The 21760-nt window shown below is 35.9% G+C and carries 19 protein-coding genes; 18 read left to right on the top strand and 1 reads right to left on the bottom strand.

All coding sequences use genetic code 11. From position 1 onward, the window contains the following. Position 1 precedes the first annotated feature (1 nt). The 13 genes from CVU84_01870 (at position 2) to yajC (ending at position 14222) form a co-directional block, all read left to right on the top strand. A complete protein-coding gene (locus CVU84_01870; protein ID PKM96482.1) occupies positions 2 to 1537 on the top strand; it encodes a hypothetical protein in 1536 nt (511 codons plus the stop codon). Then, a complete protein-coding gene (locus CVU84_01865) occupies positions 1534 to 2874 on the top strand; it encodes a B12-binding domain-containing radical SAM protein (GenBank protein ID PKM96481.1) in 1341 nt (446 codons plus the stop codon). The genes CVU84_01870 and CVU84_01865 overlap by 4 nt, the downstream gene beginning before the upstream one ends. Next, positions 2871 to 4202: a radical SAM protein gene (locus tag CVU84_01860; GenBank protein PKM96480.1), complete on the top strand. Its 1332-nt coding sequence runs from the start codon at positions 2871 to 2873 to the stop codon at positions 4200 to 4202. Before CVU84_01865 ends, CVU84_01860 begins: the two co-directional genes overlap by 4 nt. Next, entirely contained in the window at positions 4186 to 5244 is a 1059-nt protein-coding gene (locus CVU84_01855; protein PKM96479.1) for a hypothetical protein, read from the top strand. The genes CVU84_01860 and CVU84_01855 overlap by 17 nt, the downstream gene beginning before the upstream one ends. A 95-nt stretch (positions 5245 to 5339) precedes the next feature. After that, positions 5340 to 6551, top strand: coding sequence for a radical SAM protein (locus CVU84_01850; protein PKM96515.1), 1212 nt, complete (start codon positions 5340 to 5342; stop codon positions 6549 to 6551). A gap of 341 nt (positions 6552 to 6892) precedes the next feature. Continuing rightward, positions 6893 to 8068, top strand: coding sequence for a 5-(carboxyamino)imidazole ribonucleotide synthase (gene purK, locus CVU84_01845; protein ID PKM96478.1), 1176 nt, complete (start codon positions 6893 to 6895; stop codon positions 8066 to 8068). Positions 8069 to 8080: 12 nt separating this feature from the next. Continuing rightward, positions 8081 to 8599 carry a 5-(carboxyamino)imidazole ribonucleotide mutase gene (gene purE / locus CVU84_01840; protein PKM96477.1) on the top strand — a complete coding sequence of 173 codons (519 nt, stop codon included), beginning with the start codon at positions 8081 to 8083 and terminating at the stop codon, positions 8597 to 8599. A 90-nt stretch (positions 8600 to 8689) separates the two neighbouring features. Beyond that, positions 8690 to 9400: a phosphoribosylaminoimidazolesuccinocarboxamide synthase gene (locus CVU84_01835; GenBank protein ID PKM96476.1), complete on the top strand. Its 711-nt coding sequence runs from the start codon at positions 8690 to 8692 to the stop codon at positions 9398 to 9400. A 59-nt stretch (positions 9401 to 9459) separates the two neighbouring features. Then, positions 9460 to 10863: an amidophosphoribosyltransferase gene (locus CVU84_01830; protein ID PKM96475.1), complete on the top strand. Its 1404-nt coding sequence runs from the start codon at positions 9460 to 9462 to the stop codon at positions 10861 to 10863. Continuing rightward, positions 10854 to 11879, top strand: coding sequence for a phosphoribosylformylglycinamidine cyclo-ligase (locus CVU84_01825; GenBank protein ID PKM96474.1), 1026 nt, complete (start codon positions 10854 to 10856; stop codon positions 11877 to 11879). Before CVU84_01830 ends, CVU84_01825 begins: the two co-directional genes overlap by 10 nt. After that, positions 11873 to 12502, top strand: coding sequence for a phosphoribosylglycinamide formyltransferase (locus CVU84_01820; GenBank protein PKM96473.1), 630 nt, complete (start codon positions 11873 to 11875; stop codon positions 12500 to 12502). Before CVU84_01825 ends, CVU84_01820 begins: the two co-directional genes overlap by 7 nt. A 15-nt stretch (positions 12503 to 12517) precedes the next feature. Further along, entirely contained in the window at positions 12518 to 13780 is a 1263-nt protein-coding gene (locus tag CVU84_01815) for a phosphoribosylamine--glycine ligase (protein PKM96472.1), read from the top strand. 157 nt (positions 13781 to 13937) lie between these two features. Continuing rightward, entirely contained in the window at positions 13938 to 14222 is a 285-nt protein-coding gene (gene yajC, locus CVU84_01810; protein PKM96514.1) for a preprotein translocase subunit YajC, read from the top strand. Positions 14223 to 14366: 144 nt separating this feature from the next. Here yajC and CVU84_01805 read toward each other — a convergent pair whose 3' ends face one another. Next, positions 14367 to 15305 (bottom strand): PHP domain-containing protein, encoded by a 939-nt coding sequence (locus CVU84_01805; GenBank protein PKM96471.1) that lies wholly within the window; start codon positions 15303 to 15305, stop codon positions 14367 to 14369. Here CVU84_01805 and CVU84_01800 point away from each other — a divergent pair. From CVU84_01800 to recJ, 5 genes are all read left to right on the top strand, one after another. Further along, entirely contained in the window at positions 15304 to 15690 is a 387-nt protein-coding gene (locus CVU84_01800) for a TIGR04086 family membrane protein (protein ID PKM96470.1), read from the top strand. The two genes, CVU84_01805 and CVU84_01800, sit on opposite strands and share 2 nt — an antisense overlap. Positions 15691 to 15799: 109 nt before the next feature. Next, entirely contained in the window at positions 15800 to 15943 is a 144-nt protein-coding gene (scfA, locus tag CVU84_01795; GenBank protein ID PKM96513.1) for a six-cysteine peptide SCIFF, read from the top strand. 59 nt (positions 15944 to 16002) lie between these two features. Continuing rightward, on the top strand, positions 16003 to 17370 hold the full coding sequence (gene scfB, locus CVU84_01790; protein ID PKM96469.1) for a thioether cross-link-forming SCIFF peptide maturase: 1368 nt from the start codon (positions 16003 to 16005) through the stop codon (positions 17368 to 17370). Between the two features lie 85 nt (positions 17371 to 17455). After that, positions 17456 to 19603, top strand: coding sequence for a protein translocase subunit SecDF (locus tag CVU84_01785; GenBank protein ID PKM96468.1), 2148 nt, complete (start codon positions 17456 to 17458; stop codon positions 19601 to 19603). Between the two features lie 92 nt (positions 19604 to 19695). Further along, positions 19696 to 21756 carry a single-stranded-DNA-specific exonuclease RecJ gene (gene recJ, locus CVU84_01780; GenBank protein PKM96467.1) on the top strand — a complete coding sequence of 687 codons (2061 nt, stop codon included), beginning with the start codon at positions 19696 to 19698 and terminating at the stop codon, positions 21754 to 21756. Positions 21757 to 21760: the final 4 nt, after the last annotated feature.

Below are 21760 nucleotides of genomic sequence, written 5' to 3'. Positions count from 1 at the left end.
GGTGCTTGTGAGACTTTATTGTTATATCATGAATAGCATTTGTTGCTGGTTATATAAAAAAGAATATAAACGATACGTGGGACATAAAGCAGTCCAAGAGATACAGAACGAGTTGTTGATGGACATTCTTAAACGAAATCAAGACTCAGCCTACGGAGAAAAATTTCAATTTAATCAAATTGAAAATGTAGCGCAATTTCAAAAGAAGCTTCCATTAACAAATTATGAGGATTATGTGAATGCCATCACGCGCCTGCAAGAGGAGGGTGAGAACGATTTATTTATTGAACCCACACTTTTACTTGAGATTACCAGTGGTTCAACCTCTGCTTCAAAGCTTATCCCTTATAATCAATCGCTTAAGAAGGAGTATCAAAAGGGGATTAAGCCTTGGGTATATAATCTTTACACAAGTTATAAAGGGGTCAAATGGGGCAAGAGCTATTGGTCAATAACACCAGCGACCACCCAACAGCAATACACAAAAAGTGGTATACCCATTGGATTTGAAGAAGATAGTGCTTATTTTGGCAGGCTAGAAAGAAGGATCATTAACAGTGTCTTTGCAGTTCCTGCCAAAGTAGCAAAGCTGCCTAACATGGATGCCTTTTATTTTGAGACGGCCTTTCACCTGCTAAGCTGCAAGTGCTTGACATTGATTTCCATTTGGAATCCCACCTACTTAATTTTGCTTTTAGAGTATATGGCACAAAATGAAGAAAAGCTAACAAAAACAATATACCAAAAGGATAAAAAAAGAGCGAAGTATATCAGTCAAGTACTAAGGGATCAAGATTTTTATAAGCTTTGGAAAAATCTTAAAGTCATTAGCTGTTGGAGCGATGGGAATGCAGAGGTTTATGCAAAAAAACTTGAACAGCTCTTTCCTCAAGCGACGATTCAACCAAAAGGACTTTTGGCGACAGAAGGGTTTGTATCCTTTCCGTTTGCACATGAGGTTGGAGCAAGACTAAGTGTGTTTTCCCACTTTTTCGAGTTTCAATCAGTTCATGACAATGTCATTGCTTTGGCCCATGAATTAAGCGTTAATCAAGACTATAAAGTGATTTTAACTACATCTGGCGGGTTATATCGGTATCAGCTGAATGATAAGGTCCGTGTGGTTGACATGAAAAACGGTATTCCTTTGCTCAAGTTCATAGGAAAAGCAGATAAAGTATGTGATTTATTTGGAGAAAAGCTGAGTGAAGGTTTTATTCAAGAGACACTTCACAAGCTTATAGTAGTGGCGGATTTTTACATGATAGCCCCTGAGCTTGACCACTACGTGCTTTATATTAAAGCTGAACACATACCAATTGGTGTTGATGAAGCCTTAAGAGATAATTTTCATTATGATTATTGCAGAAAACTAGGTCAGCTAAAACCGCTAAGGATTTTTAAACTTTCAGGGCACCCAGAGCAGGAATATCTGAAAGCATGTGTAGCCAATGGGCTGAGGTTGGGAGATGTTAAACCGACATTGCTCTGTTTGTTTAGTGGACTAGATCAATCATTTAAAGGAGAGTATATATGAAAATAGCACTTTTAGCGCCAGCAGGTGCCATGCATCGATATAATGGCAGTTTTGGAAAATCACTTCACTACGCACCGTTAACCCTTACAACCTTGGCAGCACTGGTGCCAGAAGAGCTTATGGCGGAGGTTGTCATTTATGATGAAACAGCGGGCACAATACCGCTGGATAGTGATGCAGATTTAATATGCATTACTGTTATAACAGGTACGGCTTCTAGGTGCTATCGCTATGCAGATTATTATAGATCGATCGGGAAAACTGTGGTCATAGGTGGCGTACATGCAACCATGCTACCTGAGGAAGCGGCTCAGCATGCAGATGTGGTCATGACTGGTTTTGCTGAACAGACGTTTCCTCAAATGCTGATGGATTACAAAAACGAATGCCTCAAGCCAAGATATGTTCAAAACTTGGATTTTTCCATTGATAACCGTGTGATACCAAGACGGGATTTACTTAATAAAAAACGTTATATCACTATGAATAGCGTGGAAGCTGTTAGAGGGTGTTCGCTACCCTGTACTTTTTGTGCATATCCAGCAGCATTCGGAAAAACTGTTTATAAAAGACCCGTTTGTGAGGTCATCTCAGAAATTGAAGCACTCCATTCCAAGGAAATACTTTTCCCAGACGTTAATTTGATTGCGGATCGTGCTTATGCCATTGAATTATTTACCGCCATGATTCCTCTTAAAAAAATATGGTTTGGTCTAGTTACTTCCTCTGTGGGAATTGATGATGAGCTTATATCTATTTTTAGTAAAAGCGGTTGTAGGGGACTACTCATTGGTTTTGAATCCATTAGTCAGTCTTCACAAAAGTTTATTCAAAAGGGCGTTAATAAGGTGATGGAATACGGTGAGCTGATGAAGAAGCTTCACCATGCAGGTATATTGGTTCAAGGCTGTTTTGCGTTTGGTGGTGATGACGAGGACAATACTGTTTTTGAACGAACGGTTGAAATGGTCATAAAAACGAAAATTGATTTACCCAGATATTCAATTTTAACACCTTTTCCGAAAACAGTGCTGTATGATCAACTTGAGGCACAAAACCGTATCATCGAAAGAGATTGGGCCCTGTATGATGTGGAGCACTGTGTATTTGTCCCACTTAAAATGACGAAGGATGAATTAGAAGAGGGGATAGAATGGGCTTGGAGAGAGACCTATTCCTTTAGTTCGATTTTTAAAAGATTAGCCCCTTTTACCCATAGTCCTTTCATTGCATTATCAACAAATATTTTTGGGTACAGAGGCTATGCCAATAAATTCAAACACTTTACACGTGAAATGATGACGGATAATAGTGATATACCGGAGGCGAAAAAATGAGGCTAACCTTTATTCTTCCTGCAATTGGAAAAAAATCAGGCAAAAAGTATATTGGCACGTGGAAAATGGAGCCACTCACTATCGCTGTGTTGAAGGCACTTACACCAGTACATATTGAAACTAGGTTTTATGATGACCGTTTAGAACTGATCCCTTATGAAGAGCCAACAGATGTGGTTGTGATTTGTGTGGAAACCTATACAGCAAGGAGAAGCTATGAAATTGCAAAAGCTTATAAAGCAAGAGGCGTTACGGTCCTAATGGGTGGCTATCATGTAACCCTTTGTCCAGAGGAAGCACTTGAACATGCAGATAGTATTGTGGTAGGGAATGCAGAGGCCGTTTGGCAAGGTCTTTTACAGGATTATGAGCACAAACAACTTGAGAGAATTTATCAGGGAGGTGTGGCCTATACTGATGTATTACCTGACCGTAGCTTATTCAAGGATAAAAAATACCTTCCCATTACATTGATAGAAACAGGTAGAGGATGTTGTCATAGCTGTGAGTTTTGTGCCATTTCGAGTTATTATCACGGTACATATTATAAACGCAGTCATGAAAGTATCCTTGCAGAAATAAGGCAAAGTAAATATAAATACCATTTTTTGGTGGATGATAACTTAGTTGCAGATCCTAAAAACGCTATGGCGTTATTTGAAAAAATGGAACCCCTTAAAATTAAGTGGGCTGGTCAGGGTACCTTAAGTATGGCAAAAAATCCTGAGCTTCTTCGTGCTATGAAAAAAAGTGGTTGTGAGTTGATTCTCATTGGCTTTGAATCCGTCGAGGAGCAAAGCTTAAAACAAATGAATAAGGCCTTTAACGCGACAAGTAGTGAGAGGGATGAGCTCATCAAGCGTATCCATGCTGCAGGAATTGGTATTTATGCCACCTTTGTACTTGGTTATGATGGGGATGGAGAGAAAACCTTTGAAAAAACATTGGAATTTGCTAGGAAGCATCGTTTTTATACCGCGGCTTTTAATCACTTGCTGCCTTTTCCTGGGACACCTCTTTATGATCGCCTAAAAGCTGAGGGACGTTTGCTTTATGATAAGTGGTGGTTGGAGCCGAATTATCATTACGGTGAATTGGCGTTTGAGCCGAAAAATCTGACAGCCCATGAGACAAGTAGCCTGTGTCGAGATACACGAAAGGCTTTTTCAAATCTACCTACCGTCCTAAGGAGAGGACTTCAGAGCATGAGACATTCAAGTCCACTTATTTGGTCCCTTTTTTGGGCAATGAATTTGCGCTTGGGAGAGGAAATAGACGAAAAAATGAATGTTCCAATCGGGAGGAATTTGGATGAGCTACCTAAATGATCAATTAGAGCTCCGCTTAGCATCAGTAGATGATTCAGAGCAGATTCTTAAAATCTATGAATGTGAAGAATTTGACGGTAATATATCCGTGATGTATACCAGACGACCCAACCCATATCTGTCTTTTTTACAAGAAGGAGATCAGGTGATGTTGCTTGTTATACACGATCATGTGGCAGATATACTTTGTGCTGTAGGATGCTGTGTGATGCGTGAGGCATATGTTCACGGCGAAATTAAGCGGGTAGGTTATTTGACGAGTTTGAAAATATTACCTGAATACCGCAAAAAAATACCCTATATAGCGAGGGTTTACCAGTTTATTTATGAACACACGAAGCATCTGGTAGACTATTATTACACCACCATTTTAATTGAGAATATCTCAGTTCAAAAAATGCTTGAAAAGAAGCGTAAAAACATGCCGAGTTATCATTTTAAAGGCTTATATACTGTTTATTGCTTTAAGACAGGTAAGTATATAGCTGACAAGATATACAAGCTGGAATGCGGGTATACAGAAAAGCTTGAAGCGTTTTATGAAAACAATACCAAAAAGTGGTCCCTTTTCCCTTCTGATTTATGTCTGAAGGCATTTCCAGAGGATGCAATCTATACCTTACAGGACGAGACTGGAGAAATTTTGGCAGCTTGTGTGTTGTGGAATCAACAAGCGCATAAGCAATATATCGTAACGGCCTATAAGGGTATCTATAAGTATTTACAGGGTTTTCCACTGACATGGTTTGGTTACCCCAATCTTCCAAAATGCAATCAAGTTGCTAACTATGCCAATTATCACATGCTTTGTGTGAAGGACAATAATGTTGAGATAGCTTCTTATTTTATTCAAAAAATTGCAGAAAAAGAGCAAGGCTATGATTTCTTAATGATAGGGCTATTTAAAAATCATTACGTCACCACCCTTTTTCAAGAATTAAAACATATTAAATATCAAAGTAAATTTTATGAGGTGAACTGGGAAGAGTCCCTTGCACCATTAGAGAAGGAAAGCTTACATATGGATGTAGGACTATTATAAAAAAATGGAAAAGGGGATTTAAAAGGATGCGGATACTATTAATACATGCTTGGAATGCGCGTGAAAGAAGTTATAGAGGGTTTTTTTCATCGATGATTGCCTATAGATCTATGACGCTCGCATCTTTGGTAGCGCTCATACCTGAAGACATGAATGCTACAGTGGATATATGCGATGAGATGTCTCAAAAAGTAAACTATGATCAGAGAAAATATGATTTGGTGGGCATATCCTTTGATACCTCCTCTAGTCTTCGTGCATATGAACATGCAGAGGCTTTCAGAAAAAGAGGTGCATACATTGTTTGTGGCGGTTATCATACATCCAATTTACCAGATGAAGTTGCGTTACATGCAGATACGATAGTCATTGGTGCGGCCGAAAGCTCCTTTCCTCAGTTTCTGAGAGATTTTAAGAAAGGTACTCCCCAAAAAAGATACTGTCAAGAATATGATGCTGCCGATATACCTATACCAGCAAGAGCGGCTATTAGTAAAAAAAAGTATGTTAAATTTCCTACAGTAATTGCAGACAGAGGCTGCATCAATCGTTGTAAATTCTGTTCTATTGCAAAAATGTGGAGAAGTAACCCACGTCCAGTTCAAAGTGTTATTGATGAGATCATAAGTCTCAAGTCAAAGTCCCTCATATTTTATGATCCAAACTTTTTTGCTCCAAAAGCATATGCCATGGAGTTGATGAACGAGCTGACGAAGCTTAAGATTAAATGGGTAACCAATGCCACAGCTGAGGTGGCGTATGATGACGAGCTGTTGGCTTTAGCTAAAAAAAGTGGTTGTAAAGGGGTATTAATTGGCCTAGAGTCAATCAGTGAAGAGTCCTTAAAGGGAGTGGGTAAACAATTTTCTAAGGTGGAGCAGTATAAAGAGGTTATTGAACGATTTCATGCTTACAATATAGCGGTGAATGGGTGCTTTGTGCTAGGCTTTGATGGAGATACTGAGGCGTCTCTTCTATCTATCCCTGAAAAAGTTCGATATTTAAAGCTGGATCTTACGCGCTTTGCCATTTTAACACCAACGCCTGGATCACAGCTTTATAAAGAAATGGATGATGCAGGAAGAATTATTACCAAAGATTGGTCAAGATACAGTCAACATTGTGCTGTTTTTTCGCCAAAGCATATGTCTCCAGAAAGGTTAGAAGAAATCTATCAAGAAACATGGAAAAAAACCTATAGCTTCAAAAATATCGGATATCGTTTTTTTCATTCATCCAATAAAGATCTACAAGTAAGATTGGTTTTATTAACTACGAACCTTGGATTTAAGTTTTTAAATATCTAAATTAACTTTTTCTTCAATTTTACCATTAGCGACTTCAAACCCACACAAGTGGTAAAAAGAGCATCCTTTTTCCATTTATATCAGTCAATTATCAATACAAATTGCTTTATAATAAAATATGCACAAAACAATTTCCGAATATTATTTTAATTTTGTCAAATAATGTTCGGAAAAACCATTGACTATTATCCGGATTGTTTGTAAAATATCTAATATAGGTTTTAACTATAGATTTTACAAATTAGTAAAAATAGTATATGGAAAAAACAATTAAGAGGTGTATAATAATAAATATGAAACAATCTATTTACACCGTTCTGTCTTGAGGTGAGGAAACGCATATGAATTGTCTAAAGAAGAAAATCGGAATTATTGGTGGCGGTCAGTTAGGTAAAATGATGATTTTAGATGCTAAAAAATTAGGGTTTTATGTTATAACATTAGATCCAACCTTAAACTGCCCTTCTCATAGCTTGTCAGACGAACATATCGTTGCGGCCTTTGATGATGAAGAGGCTATTAAAAAGCTGGCTGAAAAGTCAGACGTTATTACTTATGAATTTGAACATATTAGTATTTCTGCTTTGGAAAAAATCGAAAAGGATGGTCATATTGTCTATCCAACTGTGTCGAGTCTAGCAACCATTCAAAATAAATTCACTCAAAAATCTTTATTACATGAAAAAAACATTCCTGTCCCAGAATTTGAAAAAGTAAATGATGAAAATGATATTAAGATCATGGGAAGTCACTATTCATATCCTATTATGTTAAAGTCCTGTACTGGAGGTTATGATGGTAAGGGCAATGTAATTATCCAAAATGAGGCGATGATTGCGGAAGCTTATAGTGCCTTAGGTGGAGGTGCAGTTCCATTAATGGTAGAAAAATTTGTACCGTTTATGATGGAAATCTCAGTCCTAGCATGTAGAGGTATAGAGGGTGATATCGTTATTTATCCAGTTGGTCAGAATATACATAGGAATAGTATATTAGATGAAACGATTGTTCCAGCGTCCATCTCTTCAGAGTGTACCCGAAAAGCCATGGAGTTAGCATATGATGTTATGGAGATTTTCCATGGAGTTGGTATGTTTTGTGTTGAGATGTTTGTAACGACAAATGAAGAAATATTTATCAATGAAGTAGCTCCAAGACCTCATAATTCAGGTCATTACACAATAGAAGGTTGTCTTACAAGTCAGTTTGAACAACATATTAGAGCGATAACTGGGTTACCTTTTGGTGACGTTTCTCTTAGATGTCCAACAGTTATGAGAAACCTTCTTGGAGAAGAGGAAGCTGAAGGCAGCACTTTAGTTGAAGGTTTAGAGGAAGTATTTAAGCTTCCAAATGTTAAGGTTCATATTTATGGTAAGCAAGAAGTGAAACCCGGTAGAAAAATGGGACATCTCACAGTTTGTGCTTCAACAGTTGAAAAAGCAAGAAGTGAAGCTAGCCAGGCAAAAGCGATTATTAAAATAATTGCAGAGCATGAAGGAAACATCAACGATTGATTGGAGGTTCGTATGGCGATTGAAGTAGGTATTATTATGGGTAGTGATTCAGATTTGCCAGTTATGCAAGAGGCTGCAAAAATGTTAGATTATTTTGGAATCGAATATGAATTAACGATTGTTTCAGCACATAGAACACCTGATAGATTATTTGACTATTCAAAAAAAGCAAAAGATAGACAATTAAAGGTTCTTATTGCTGGTGCTGGCGGTGCAGCTCATTTACCGGGTATGGTAGCATCAATTACACCGGTTCCCGTTATTGGTGTTCCTATTAAGACACAAACTTTAAATGGTATTGATTCTCTATACTCAATCGTTCAAATGCCGCCAGGTATTCCAGTTGCAACTATGGCAATTAATGGTGCTAAGAATGCAGGCATACTTGCAGCTCAAATAATTGGAAGCTTTAATGCGGAAATATCGAGCAAGATAGTTCGTTATAAAGAAGAGCTAAAGGAAATGGTAGAGGAAAAAGCAACTACACTCGAAAAATTAGGTTATGAACACTATTTGAATAAGGGTTTATAATATAAGAGTGTTTACATAGTAAGCGGTAAGAAATGAATGGTTGAGATTATCTGAAGAGAATGATCAAAAAATAATTGGAGGTACAGCAAGATGGATAAAGTGTCATTACTGTATGAAGGAAAAGCAAAAAAGGTATGGACAACAAATGATAGCGAATTGCTTGTAGTAGATTATAAAGATGATGCAACAGCTTTTAATGGTTTGAAAAAAGGTACTATTAATGAAAAGGGTAGTATCAACAATCGAGTATCAAACCATTTGATGAAGGTCTTAGAAGCCAAAGACATTCCGACTCATTTAGTAGAAGAAATTAGTGATCGTGAAACGATTGTAAGAAAAGTTGAAATTATACCAATAGAAGTGATCGTAAGAAATATTGTAGCAGGAAGTCTAAGCAAACGACTTGGATTAGAAGAAGGTACTAAGTTGAAAAAAACAGTACTCGAGTTTTGTTATAAAAATGATGAGCTTGGTGATCCTATGATAAATCATTATCATATATATGCGTTAGGGCTTGCGACTCAAGATGAAATTGAAACGATAGCATCCTATTCTTTTCAAATCAATGAAGTATTAACAAAGTATTTATCGAAAGCAAACATTGAATTAATTGATTTTAAAATAGAATTTGGTAGAACCAAAAGTGGAGAAATTATTTTAGCAGATGAAATATCACCTGATACATGTAGATTCTGGGATTCAGTTACCAAAGAAAAGTTAGATAAAGACCGTTTTCGTAGAGATTTAGGAAATGTAGAAGGTGCATATCTTGAAATATTAAAAAGACTTTTAGGGGAATAATAGATAAGTATTGATTATGCAGAACTTTTCCTAGTGAAGAACAAATTGGAGGAAGTAAAATGTGGAACGATGATAAATTAAAGGAAGAGTGTGGCATTTTTGGTGTATACAATATGAATGATTTTGATACAGCTAGAATGACTTATTATGGACTATTTTCCTTACAACATAGAGGGCAAGAAAGTGCTGGTATTGCAGTAAATAACGGTGGAACGATATTGTATAGGAAGGAAATGGGTATGGTGTCAGAAATATTCGATGACTATATACTCGATCATTTAAAAGGACATACTGGTATTGGACATGTCAGGTACTCAACTGCAGGTGATAGCCTGGCCGAAAATGCACAACCACTCGTGCTGAAATATACAAAGGGACATATGGCCTTAGCCCATAATGGTAACTTAATCAATGCCAATAAAATAAGAACTGAACTTGAGAATCTAGGGACGATCTTTCAAACAACTACAGACTCAGAAGTTATTGCAGCATTACTATCAAGAAGTAGAATAAAATACAATTCAATTGAAGATGCGCTGGTAGAAGTAATGGGTACTATTAAAGGGGCATACTCCTTATTGGTGATGACGCCACATAAGCTTATCGCTGCGAGAGATCCACTTGGAATGAGACCCCTAGTGATTGGTAAAAAAGAAGATTCCTATGTTTTCTCATCTGAATCCTGTTCCTTTGATGCATTAGGGGTAGAATTTATTAGAGATGTAGAACCAGGGGAAATCATAATCTGTGATTCTGATGGACTTAGAACAATGAAAATTGACACTCCTGAAAAATCTGCAATGTGCATTTTTGAATATGTTTATTTTGCAAGACCAGATAGTATTATGGAAGGCGTTGAGGTTTTTGATACCCGCTTTAAAGCAGGACAAACCCTAGCAAAAGAACATCCAGTAGAAGCTGATGTAGTTGTAGCAGTACCTGATTCAGGAATAGGAGCAGCACATGGTTACGCTCAAGAAGCAGGAATTCCATATGTAAGTGGGTTTATGAAAAATCGTTATGTTGGAAGAACTTTTATTCAGCCAAATCAAGGTATGAGAGAAATGGGAGTTAGCCTTAAGCTAAATCCAATAAGAAGTTTAGTTGAAGGAAAAAGAGTAGTAATGATTGATGATTCGATTGTAAGAGGTACAACAAGTCGACATATAGTCAATATATTGAAGCAGGCTGGAGCAAAAGAGGTGCATGTTAGAATTAGTTCACCTCCAGTGAAGTATTCCTGCTATTTTGGGATTGATACTCCGGAACGTAAGAAATTAATAGCTAGCACCCATCAAGTTGATGAAATAAGAGAAATGATTTGTGCGGACAGTTTAGGTTATATAAGTGTTGAAGGTTTATTAGAAACTTGCAGAGGTACAAAATGTGATTTTTGTACGGCATGCTTTAAGGGTAATTATCCAATGCAAATTGAGGATCAGGAGGCAAAACCATGTCAATAAATTATAAGGCGGCAGGAGTAGATGTTGAAGCAGGGTACAAATCAGTAGAGCTTATGAAGGAACATGTAAAAACTACTTTCACAGATTCAGTGGTTACAGATATAGGCGGATTTGGTGGCTTGTTTTCATTAGCAAAGCATAAAATGGAGGAACCAATTTTAGTGTCAGGTACGGATGGAGTTGGTACCAAGCTTAAGATTGCATTTGTATTAGATAAGCATGACACAATAGGTATAGATTGTGTAGCAATGTGCGTAAATGATATCGTTTGTTCAGGAGCTGAACCGTTATTTTTCTTAGACTATATTGCTTGTGGCAAGAATGTACCTGAAAAGATCGCAACAATCGTTGGAGGTATAGCTGAAGGTTGTAGACAATCTGGAGCGGCGCTTATTGGTGGAGAAACAGCAGAGATGCCAGGCTTCTACTCAGTTGATGAATACGATTTAGCGGGATTTGCGGTGGGAATCGTTGATAAAAAAGAAATCATTGATGGATCAAAGGTAATAGAAGGGGATGTGCTAGTTGGACTACCTTCCACAGGTATCCATAGCAATGGGTATTCCTTGGTTAGAAAATTATTTGAACCAACGGTTGAAAAGCTTTCAGTATATGTCGAAGATCTTGGCACAACAGTAGGCGAGCAATTAATTAAGCCAACTAAAATATATGTAAAAGCGATTCAAGCGTTAAAAGAGTGTGTTTCAATGAAAGCTATCAGTCACATTACGGGTGGTGGTTTCATTGAAAATATTCCAAGAATGTTTAAAGAGGGATATAGTGCACAGATAAATTTAGGCTCTTGGCCTGTGCTTCCAATTTTCAACTTAATGCAACAACTCGCAGATATTGAACTAAAGGATATGTATAATACTTTCAATATGGGCATAGGTATGGTAATTGCAATGACTGCTGAGGATGCGCAAAAAGCTATCCAGTGCTTAGCAGAAATGGGAGAAAAAGCATATGTAATTGGTACAGTTAAAAAAGGAGCAGCAGGAGTAGAACTATGTTAAGAGTAGGTATATTAGTGTCAGGTGGAGGAACGAATTTACAAGCAATTTTAGATGCCATAGAAAACGGATCTCTTACCAATACTAAAATAGTAGCTGTAGTGAGCAATAGACAAAAGGCATATGGACTTGAGAGAGCAAGACTGCAAGGTATTGAAGCTTGCTGTATTAGACCTATTGACTTTGAAAATAGAGAAGCTTTTAATGATGCATTGAAAGCTTATTTCCTTGAAAAAGAAGTGGATTTAGTAGTATTAGCAGGATATTTAGTCGTTCTTAGTGAAGAGTTTATCAAAGCCTTTCCTAATAAAATACTTAATATCCACCCATCTTTAATTCCTGCCTTTTGTGGTGACGGATATTATGGCTTAAAGGTACATGAAGCAGTATTACATAGAGGTGTTAAGTTAACAGGGGCAACAGTTCATTTTGTTGATGAAGGAACAGATACGGGACCTATCGTATTACAGAAGGCTGTGCCTGTTTTGCAAGATGATACAGCTGAGATTTTACAAAAGCGAGTTATGGAAGAAGCGGAATGGAAGCTCTTACCTGAGGCAATTGGCCTTATCGCATTAAACAAAATAAAAATAATAGATGGTCATGTAATCATTGATTCAATATAGAAAGGTGGGAATAAGTTGAAGGTATTAGTAGTTGGTAGTGGAGGACGGGAACACGCAATCATTTGGAAATTAGCGAAGAGTGAAAGAGTTGATAAAATATTTTGTGCCCCAGGTAATGCCGGAATCTCTGAGCTTGCGCAATGTGTTCCTATTCCAGCAACTGAGGTTACAAAAATTGCTGACTGGGCAAAGGATCATGAAATAGATTTAACCATTATTGGAATGGATGATCCACTTATTCTTGGTATTGTTGATAAATTTGAAGAGAGAGGTCTAAGAGTATTTGGGCCAAGACAAAATGCAGCAATTCTAGAGGGTAGCAAAGTATTTGCTAAAGACTTAATGAAGAAGTATAACATTCCAACAGCCGGATATGAGGTTTTTGAAGAGGCATTGATAGCAAAGGAATATTTAAAAGGGTGTGAGTACCCTGTTGTTCTAAAAGCAGATGGATTAGCACTTGGTAAAGGAGTGCTTATATGTCAATCTGTTGAAGAAGCTCTTGTAGGTGTAGATGAAATCATGGTCGATAAGAAGTTTGGTGCTGCAGGCAGTAAAATGGTAGTTGAAGAATTTATGACAGGTCCGGAAGTATCTGTTCTAACTTTCTGTGATGGGGAAAACCTGATACCTATGGTAAGTGCTCAAGACCATAAAAGAGCCTTTGACAATGATGAAGGATTAAACACAGGTGGGATGGGAACCTTTTCACCTAGTAGATTTTATACCGAAGAGCTTGCAGAGGAATGTTATGAAAAGCTTTTTGTACCTTCTTTAAAGGCAATGAAATTAGAAGGGCGACCTTTTACAGGTATTATATTTTTTGGTCTTATGCTAACACCTAGCGGACCAAGGGTTTTAGAGTACAATGCTCGTTTTGGTGATCCAGAAGCGCAGGTGGTATTGACTAGGTTGAAAACAGATTTAGTTGATGTATTTGAGGCAGCTATTGATGGAAGATTAGATGAGCTTACTTTAGAATGGGATGATAATAGTACAGTCTGTGTTGTATTAGCTTCAGGCGGGTATCCCGTGGAATATGAAAAAGGTTATGAAATTACTGGACTTGATCAACAAAAAGAGGAAGATGGCATTTATATATTTCATGCTGGAACGGCTATGAAAGAAGGTAAATATGTAACAAATGGTGGAAGAGTGTTAGGTATTACCGCCAAAGGTAAGAATATGGATGAAGCAAGAGAAAACGCATATAAAGCTGTCAATGAGATTGACTTTTTAAATAAACAATATAGAACAGATATAGGTATTAAAAGGTAGATTTTACCTTAAAATAGTTGACAAGACTCTTTATTACGTGTAAAGTAGAATTTCAAGAAGTATCATTAGCAATAATATTTAGCTTAGGAGGAACCCAATGAGTAATTTATTTTTTTTATTAGCAGCAGACCCTGCAGCTAAAGCGCCAGGCAGCTCAATGATGATGTTTTTAATATATGGAGGTTTCATTGCCTTTATGTGGTTTGTTCTTATTAGACCACAACGTAAGAAACAAAAAGAAATTAGCAGAATGCAAAACGAAATCGAAATTGGACAATCTGTTTTAACATCAGGTGGACTTTACGGTAAAGTAGTTGATACTGTTAATGATATATTGATTGTTGAATTTGGAATGAACAAGGGCGTACGAGTACCAGTACAAAGAAGTACAGTAATGTCCGTTGCTGAACCAGATTTATCAATAGCTAAAACTGAAGAATAAAAATGACAAACCCTCTCACTTGAAATTAGTAAAGTGAGAGGTTTTTTTTCTTATCCAGTAGGAAAGTTCTACTTTCCACGAAGAATAGAACAAAGCGTGAGATAACATAAATTATTACGTAACGCGCTGACAAGCGCTTTGTTCTTATAATCTTTTGCATTCCAGCTTAATTGGTTCGAGCAATTCATAAGGAATTTTCAACTGTCCACGACCAACACCTAAGTCTATTCCGGCTTTATTTGTTCCGTGGAAATCTGAACCACCAGTAATCAAGAGGTTATACTGGTTTGCAAAGTCTTGAAGGTAATTGATTTCTGACTTATTATATAGAGAATACAAACCTTCAATTCCTTTTAAGCCTTGTTTGGCTAGCTCTTGAATTAAGCAGTCTAATTCTCTTAAATTTAAATGATATAAAGTAGGATGTGCAAGAACGGCAATGCCACCACAATCATTGATCATTTTTATAGCTTTTTCTGGAGTTAGCTTATGCCTTGGTATAAAGGCTGGGCATCCTGTCCCTATATATTTTGTAAATGCATCATTCAGGTTTTTGATATAACCCTTTTGCAAAAGAGCTCTTCCAAAATGAGCACGAGTAATAATCCCATTAGATGAATTTCTAATAACATCTTCTATCGTTAGTTTAAGTCCCATATCACAAAGCTTTTCAACCATTCTTAAGTTTCGTTCATTTCTAGATTTTACAATGTCTAATAGAGCACTTGTAAAATGTGGATCCATTTCATTTATATACAAACCAAGTATATGAATATCACTTTTTAGGTAAGGAGAATTTGTAGAAAATTCAATACCAGAAATGATTTCTAAATCTTTATTTATGCCTAAGTGGTTTCTTGCTGGGGGTATACCATCAATGGTATCGTGGTCAGTAATCGCAATCGCAGCTAAACCCTTGGTTAGTGCATAATCAACTAAAGCACTAGGAGTATAAGTTCCATCTGATGCAGTAGTATGTGTGTGTAAATCTATATAGCGCATTTTATACAACTCCTTTTTTTTCATAAAACCTATTATACCATAATATAATACTATATCAAATATCAATAGGGGGATTTTCATGCGTGATACAATAAAAAGCCATGGCCTACACTTGAAGAAAATTACTTATAATATGACAAAAATCATTTTGTTTATGTACATACTTACAGGTCTCTTGCTATTTTTATTGGCATTTTTAATGTTTAAAATGGATTTAGGCGACAACCAAATCAATCTGGGGATCATCATCATCATGGTAGCTTGTACATTTATTGGAGGAATTTTAGCTGGGAAAGCATTTAAAGAGAAAAGATTTATATATGGAGCTTTAATTGGACTATTGTATTTTCTTATTCTTGTAATCATTTCTTCTTTTATGCAAAAAAACATTAAATTAGCTAACGATGCAATTACAATGTTTTTTATTTGTGTTGGAAGTGGGACACTTGGGGGTATGCTGGGGTAAGGGAGATTCAAGAGCAATCGCTCTTAGAATTGCTTAAATAATGCTTTTATTCTATGGAACCTTATGGTATAATATGTTAGTTAAATATGGTTTGAAAGGAGAAAGCTCAATGAAACACGTAAAAACATTAACGGGAGCGGTACTTAACAGTAGCTTGAAAAAGGGCGGATGTGGAGAATGTCAAACTTCATGCCAATCTGCTTGTAAAACTTCATGTACTGTAGGCAATCAAACTTGTGAAAATAGTAATTAATACTTAAAGCAGTGACATAAGTCGCTGCTTATCTTATTCGGTAGAAAGGGCGTAGTATTTTGATTCATCAATATAAAATGAATGATTTAAATATCGTGTTAGATATTAATAGTGGAGCTGTACATATTGTAGACGATATGTTATACGATATTATTGAAAAATTAGAAATGGGACAATCCTTATTGGAAATTTCTCAAAGCATAGCACATGTATACTTAGAGGAGGCCATAGATGAGGCGTTTGAAGAAGTGAATGAGTTGATACAAGAAAAACAACTTTTTACAAGTAATCGTTATCATAGTGTAGTAGATTCTTTTAAACATCGGGAAACTGTTGTGAAAGCCTTGTGCCTACACATTGCGCATGATTGTAACCTTGCCTGTGGCTATTGCTTTGCTGAGGAAGGTGAGTATCATGGAGAACGTTCAATGATGAGTTTAGAGGTTGGTAAGAAGTCGGTAGATTTTCTTCTGGAAAATTCTGGAAGCAGGAAGAATCTTGAGATTGATTTTTTTGGTGGAGAGCCTTTGATGAACTTTGATGTGGTTAAAGGTATCGTTGAGTATGCAAAAGCCAAAGAAACGCAATATGAAAAAAACTTTCGCTTTACAATTACAACGAATGGAGTATTGTTAACTGACGAAATTATTAACTATATTAATGAAAACATGTACAATGTTGTACTGAGTATAGATGGTAGAAAAGAAGTTCATGATCGTATGAGACCTACTCCTAATGGTAAAGGTAGCTATGACATAATCTTACCAAGATTACTTCAAGTAGCTGAAAGTAGAAATCAAAAAAATTATTATGTAAGAGGAACTTTCACCCATAATAATTTGGATTTTGCAAAGGATGTACTTCATTTAGCAGATTTAGGATTTAAACAAATATCAGTAGAACCTGTTGTCGCAAAAGATGATAGGGTATATGCGTTAAAGGATGAAGATTTAGCAACGATATATGAGCAGTATGAGTATCTAACTGAGAAAATTCTTGAATACAAAGAGGAAGGGAAAGAATTTAACTTTTTCCACTTTATGATTGATTTACAGCAAGGTCCTTGTGTATCTAAAAGGATGACCGGTTGCGGAGCTGGATCTGAATATTTGGCAGTTACACCTGAGGGAGATTTATACCCATGTCATCAATTCGTTGGAATAGAAGATAAAAAAATGGGGTCAGTTTTTGAAGGAGTGAAGAGGATAGACATTCAAGCTGAATTCAAAGCCTGTAATTTATTTTCGAAAGAAGCTTGTACAATTTGCTGGGCAAAGTTCTACTGTGGTGGTGGTTGTAATGCCAATGCATATAATTTCTTTGGAGATATTCATGAGGTTTACAGGGTGGCATGTGAGCTTGAGAAGAAGAGAGTGGAGTGTGCTATTTACTTAAAGGCTAAAGAATCATCACTGGTTTCGATGTAATCGTAAAAAAACTTGACTATTGTATGCATAATATTTATAATTTTAGTGAGTCTATAGAAAACATATTTAAGGAGGATTTATTCCAATGAAGGGAAAAAGTATTTTAGGCCTTGTCCTTATGATGCTAGTAATCTCAGCAGCTGTATATATCGCATACATAGGTGTAGGCGTAAACCATAGAGCAGGAGCAAGGGATATTAATTTAGGACTGGATTTAGAAGGCGGGGTAAGTATTACTTACACAACAGTAAAAGAAGAAGTAACAAGTCAAGAAGTTAGCGATACTATTTATAAATTAGCTAAAAGATTGGATGAAAAAGGATATACAGAAGCAGAGGTTTATAAAGAAGGAAATAAAAGAATTAACGTTGATATCCCAGGTGCTAAGGATGCAAATCAAGTACTTGCTGAGTTAGGAAAACCAGGGAAGCTTGAATTTAAAGATGAAGCAGGTAATGTGGTTATTTCCGGTGAAGATGTTAAGGATGCATCAGTTTTTGAAGATGCAGGTAGCTTGACAAGTCGCTTTAATGTAAGATTAGAGCTAAATGAAGCGGGCACTAAGAAATTTGCGGAAGGAACTGCTGCTAATATAAATAAAATAATTGAAATTTATTATAATGATACATCTATATTAAAACCAACGGTTAGTACTGCAATTACAGATGGAATTGCTACTATTTCTGGAATGGGTAGTATTGAATCTGCTGGGGATTTAGCCTCAACTATTAGAATTGGTGCATTACCTCTTGAGCTACAAGAACTAAGATCTAATGTAGTAGGAGCAAAAATGGGACAAGATGCTATTAGTACAAGTGTGAAAGCTGGTATTATTGGAATCGTGCTTATTTTCGTATTTATGATAATCTATTATAGAATACCTGGTCTTGCTGCTAATATCGGGTTAGCTTTTTATTCAGCACTTTTAATCATCATTATTAGTATTGGAGATATAACCTTAACTTTGCCGGGTATTGCTGGTCTTATTTTGTCGGTAGGTATGGCTGTTGATGCCAATGTTATTATATTTGCAAGAATTCGAGAAGAATTAGCAATGGAAAAGACCTTGAGAGCATCTGTAAATGCTGGCTTTAAAAAAGCTATGTCAGCAATTCTAGATGGTAATATTACAACTTTTATCGTTGCTATTATACTCTTTGTAATGGGTACAGGTACAATCAAAGGTTTTGCAGTAACATTAGCACTAGGTATTGTAATTTCTATGTTCACAGCATTTGTAGTTACAAGAATTATTCTTAATTTATTTGTAGCTATTGGAATTACGAATAAGAAATTATATGGTGTAGCACATGAAGGTAGAATACTACCTATTATTGCAAAGAGAAAACTTTGGTTTGCAATATCTATCGCCGTTATTGCAATTGGTTTGATTAAAATTCCAGTGAATTTATCAACACAAGGAGAAATCTTTAATAAAGATATTGAATTTGCTGGAGGAACCTCCACTTTAGTATCTGTTGGTAAGCATTATAATACTTATGAAGAGGTAGAAAGTGATTTACTGGAATTGGTCGTAGAGGCCACTGGAGTTTCTACTCCTCAATTTCAAAATGTTGAAGGCAAGGATCAAGTTATTATAAAAACATCTAATTTATCAACGGAGCAAAGGATAAAGCTTGAAGAAAGCTTGGTTGCTAAGTTTGGTATAGATACATCAAGTATTGAAAGCCAAACCATAAGTGCAACTGTAAGTAATGAGATGAAGAGAGATGCCCTCATTGCAATTATTCTTTCAACAATATTTATCCTCATATATATTACGATTAGATTTAAAGATTATAAATTTGGAATAAGTTCAATTATTGCATTAGTACATGATGTTATGGTAATGATTACTGTTTATCTGGTTTTCAATATACCGATTAACAATGCGTTCATAGCTGCGATATTAACCATTATTGGTTATTCAATTAATGATACAATTGTTGTATTTGACCGTATTAGAGAAAACCAAAAGCATATGAAACGTGGAGATTACCAGGGTGTTGTTGATTTAAGTGTTAGTCAAACTTTCTCAAGATCAATTAATACTTCATTAACGGTATTTATCGTTACATTAGTCTTAAATATTTTAGGTGTAGAAGCGATGAGACAATTCACGTTCCCACTATTAGTTGGAACAATAAGTGGAGCATATTCTTCAATTTTTGTAGCAAGTCCAATATGGTATTTGCTCAAAATGAAGGAAGAAAAAACTACTAAATCGGCATAAAGTTAATAAAATTATCAGCCAATTTAAGCCTTCAGCAAAAGCTGAGGGCTTTTAGTGCTAAATCAACAAGACAATAACTAAGAGGTGTAATCATGATTAGCAAAAAAATCTGGAAGGTTAAACAAACAGATCCTAAACTCATTAAACAAGTAGCTATGGAAAATGATTTGCCAGAGGTATTAGCAGCTGTTTTAGTAGGAAGAGGTTTGGTACAAAAGGATAAGATAGAACTCTATATGAATCCAAGCAAAGAAAAATTCTACAATCCATTTTTAATGAAGGATATGGAAATTGCTGTAAATCGGATTATTAGAGCAAGGGAAAATAAAGAGCAAATTACAATATATGGTGATTACGACGTTGATGGAATTACGAGCACTTCTATACTATTCTTATTTTTAAAAGAAATAGGATGTTTTGTTGATTATTACATTCCAGATAGAATACAGGAAGGTTATGGATTAAATAATAATGCACTTCAAGGTTTAATGGATAGAGGATCTCAGCTGGTTATAACTGTAGATACTGGAATTACTGCTGTAAATGAAGTTCAGTATTGCAGGGAGCGTGGTCTAGATATCATTATTACAGATCATCATGAATGTCAAGAAAAACTTCCCGAAGCCATTGCTGTATTAAACCCTAAGAGAACAGATTGTACATATCCCTTTGAATTGCTAGCAGGTGTTGGAGTTACCTTTAAACTATTGCAAGGTATCAGCAAAGAATTGCAAGTAGAGAATATTATTTGGAAGTACTTAGAAATAGTAGCGATTGGTACTGTTGCAGATATCGTTCCATTACAAGATGAAAATAGATTGATTGTACAATTGGCATTTAAAACAATGACTAACAGCTGGAATTTGGGATTAAAAGCATTGATGGATGTTGCGGGTATGAAATCAGATAAGATGACAGCGGGTATGATTGGTTTTCAAATAGGGCCTAGACTGAATGCAGCAGGAAGGCTTGGTGATGCCAAAAGAGGGGTTGAGTTATTTACTACGGATGACATTTTACTTGCTCAGCAAATTGCAGAGGAGCTTAATGGTGAAAATATTAGAAGACAAAAGATGGAACAGGACATTCTAGAACAAGCATTATCTATGATTGAAGCCCGAAAAAATATTGAGGATGAAAAAGTTTTGGTTATTGCTTCTCATGGATGGGCTCATGGAGTAATTGGTATTGTTGCATCTAGACTTGTTGAGAAGTATTATCGTCCTACGATATTATTAACGATTGAGGATGGTATAGCCTCTGGCTCTGCTAGAAGTGTTGAAGGGTTTAATGTTTTTGAGGCCTTAAGTAGTTGTAAGGAATTGTTTGTAAAATTCGGTGGGCATGAAATGGCAGCGGGGATGTCATTAAAGGAAGAAAATATAAATGAATTATCTGATCGTTTAAATGCTTATGCAAATCAAGAAATGGATGAAACGACACTCGTCCCAAAGATTAAAGCGGATTTTTATCTGAAGTTAAATGAAGTTGATTTGCCATTTGTTGAGAAAATCAGTGCATTTGAACCATATGGAATGGGTAATGAAGAACCTAAATTTATTATTTCTGGATTAATCAAAGAGATTAAGTTAATAGGACAAGGAAATAATCATGTTAAGCTAGAGCTTATTCATGAAGAAAATGTTTTGCCAGCTATTGGCTTTAATTGTTCTCATTTTCATGAGAAATTAAGCCTTAATTATCCTATAGATATCGTAGGTGTATTAAATATAAATGAATGGCAACAAAAGAAGACACCACAGCTGATTATTAAAGATATTAGGCTAATACAGGCTTTTGAGGTGGAGATAAGTGATGCTATACATAAATTATCAAGATTAGATGAGCTCAAAGTTATTGATCATCAAACGGTTATACCAAAAAGAGAAGACTATGAAAAAACATTTAGGTATTTTCATAATCTATCAGCGAAAGGTATAAATAAGGTTTCAATATTAAAATTAGTGCCAATAAATGATGGCGCTAACCCAGAATCCTTGCTTAAATATTTAATTTGTTTAGAGGTTTTTAAAGAACTAGAGCTTATAGACTATCAGATTGACTGTTTCGAAGTTGCATTTCAAATATTTAATGGGAAAAAAGTTGAATTAAAGTCATCAAAGTTGTATAATAAGTGGGCTGACCCAAAATAAATAC

This window comes from Firmicutes bacterium HGW-Firmicutes-1 (assembly GCA_002841625.1).
GTDB lineage: Bacteria > Bacillota > Clostridia > Lachnospirales > Vallitaleaceae > HGW-1.
The sequence above is the reverse complement of the archived record's forward strand: the minus strand, read 5'-3'. Positions and strand labels throughout refer to the sequence as shown.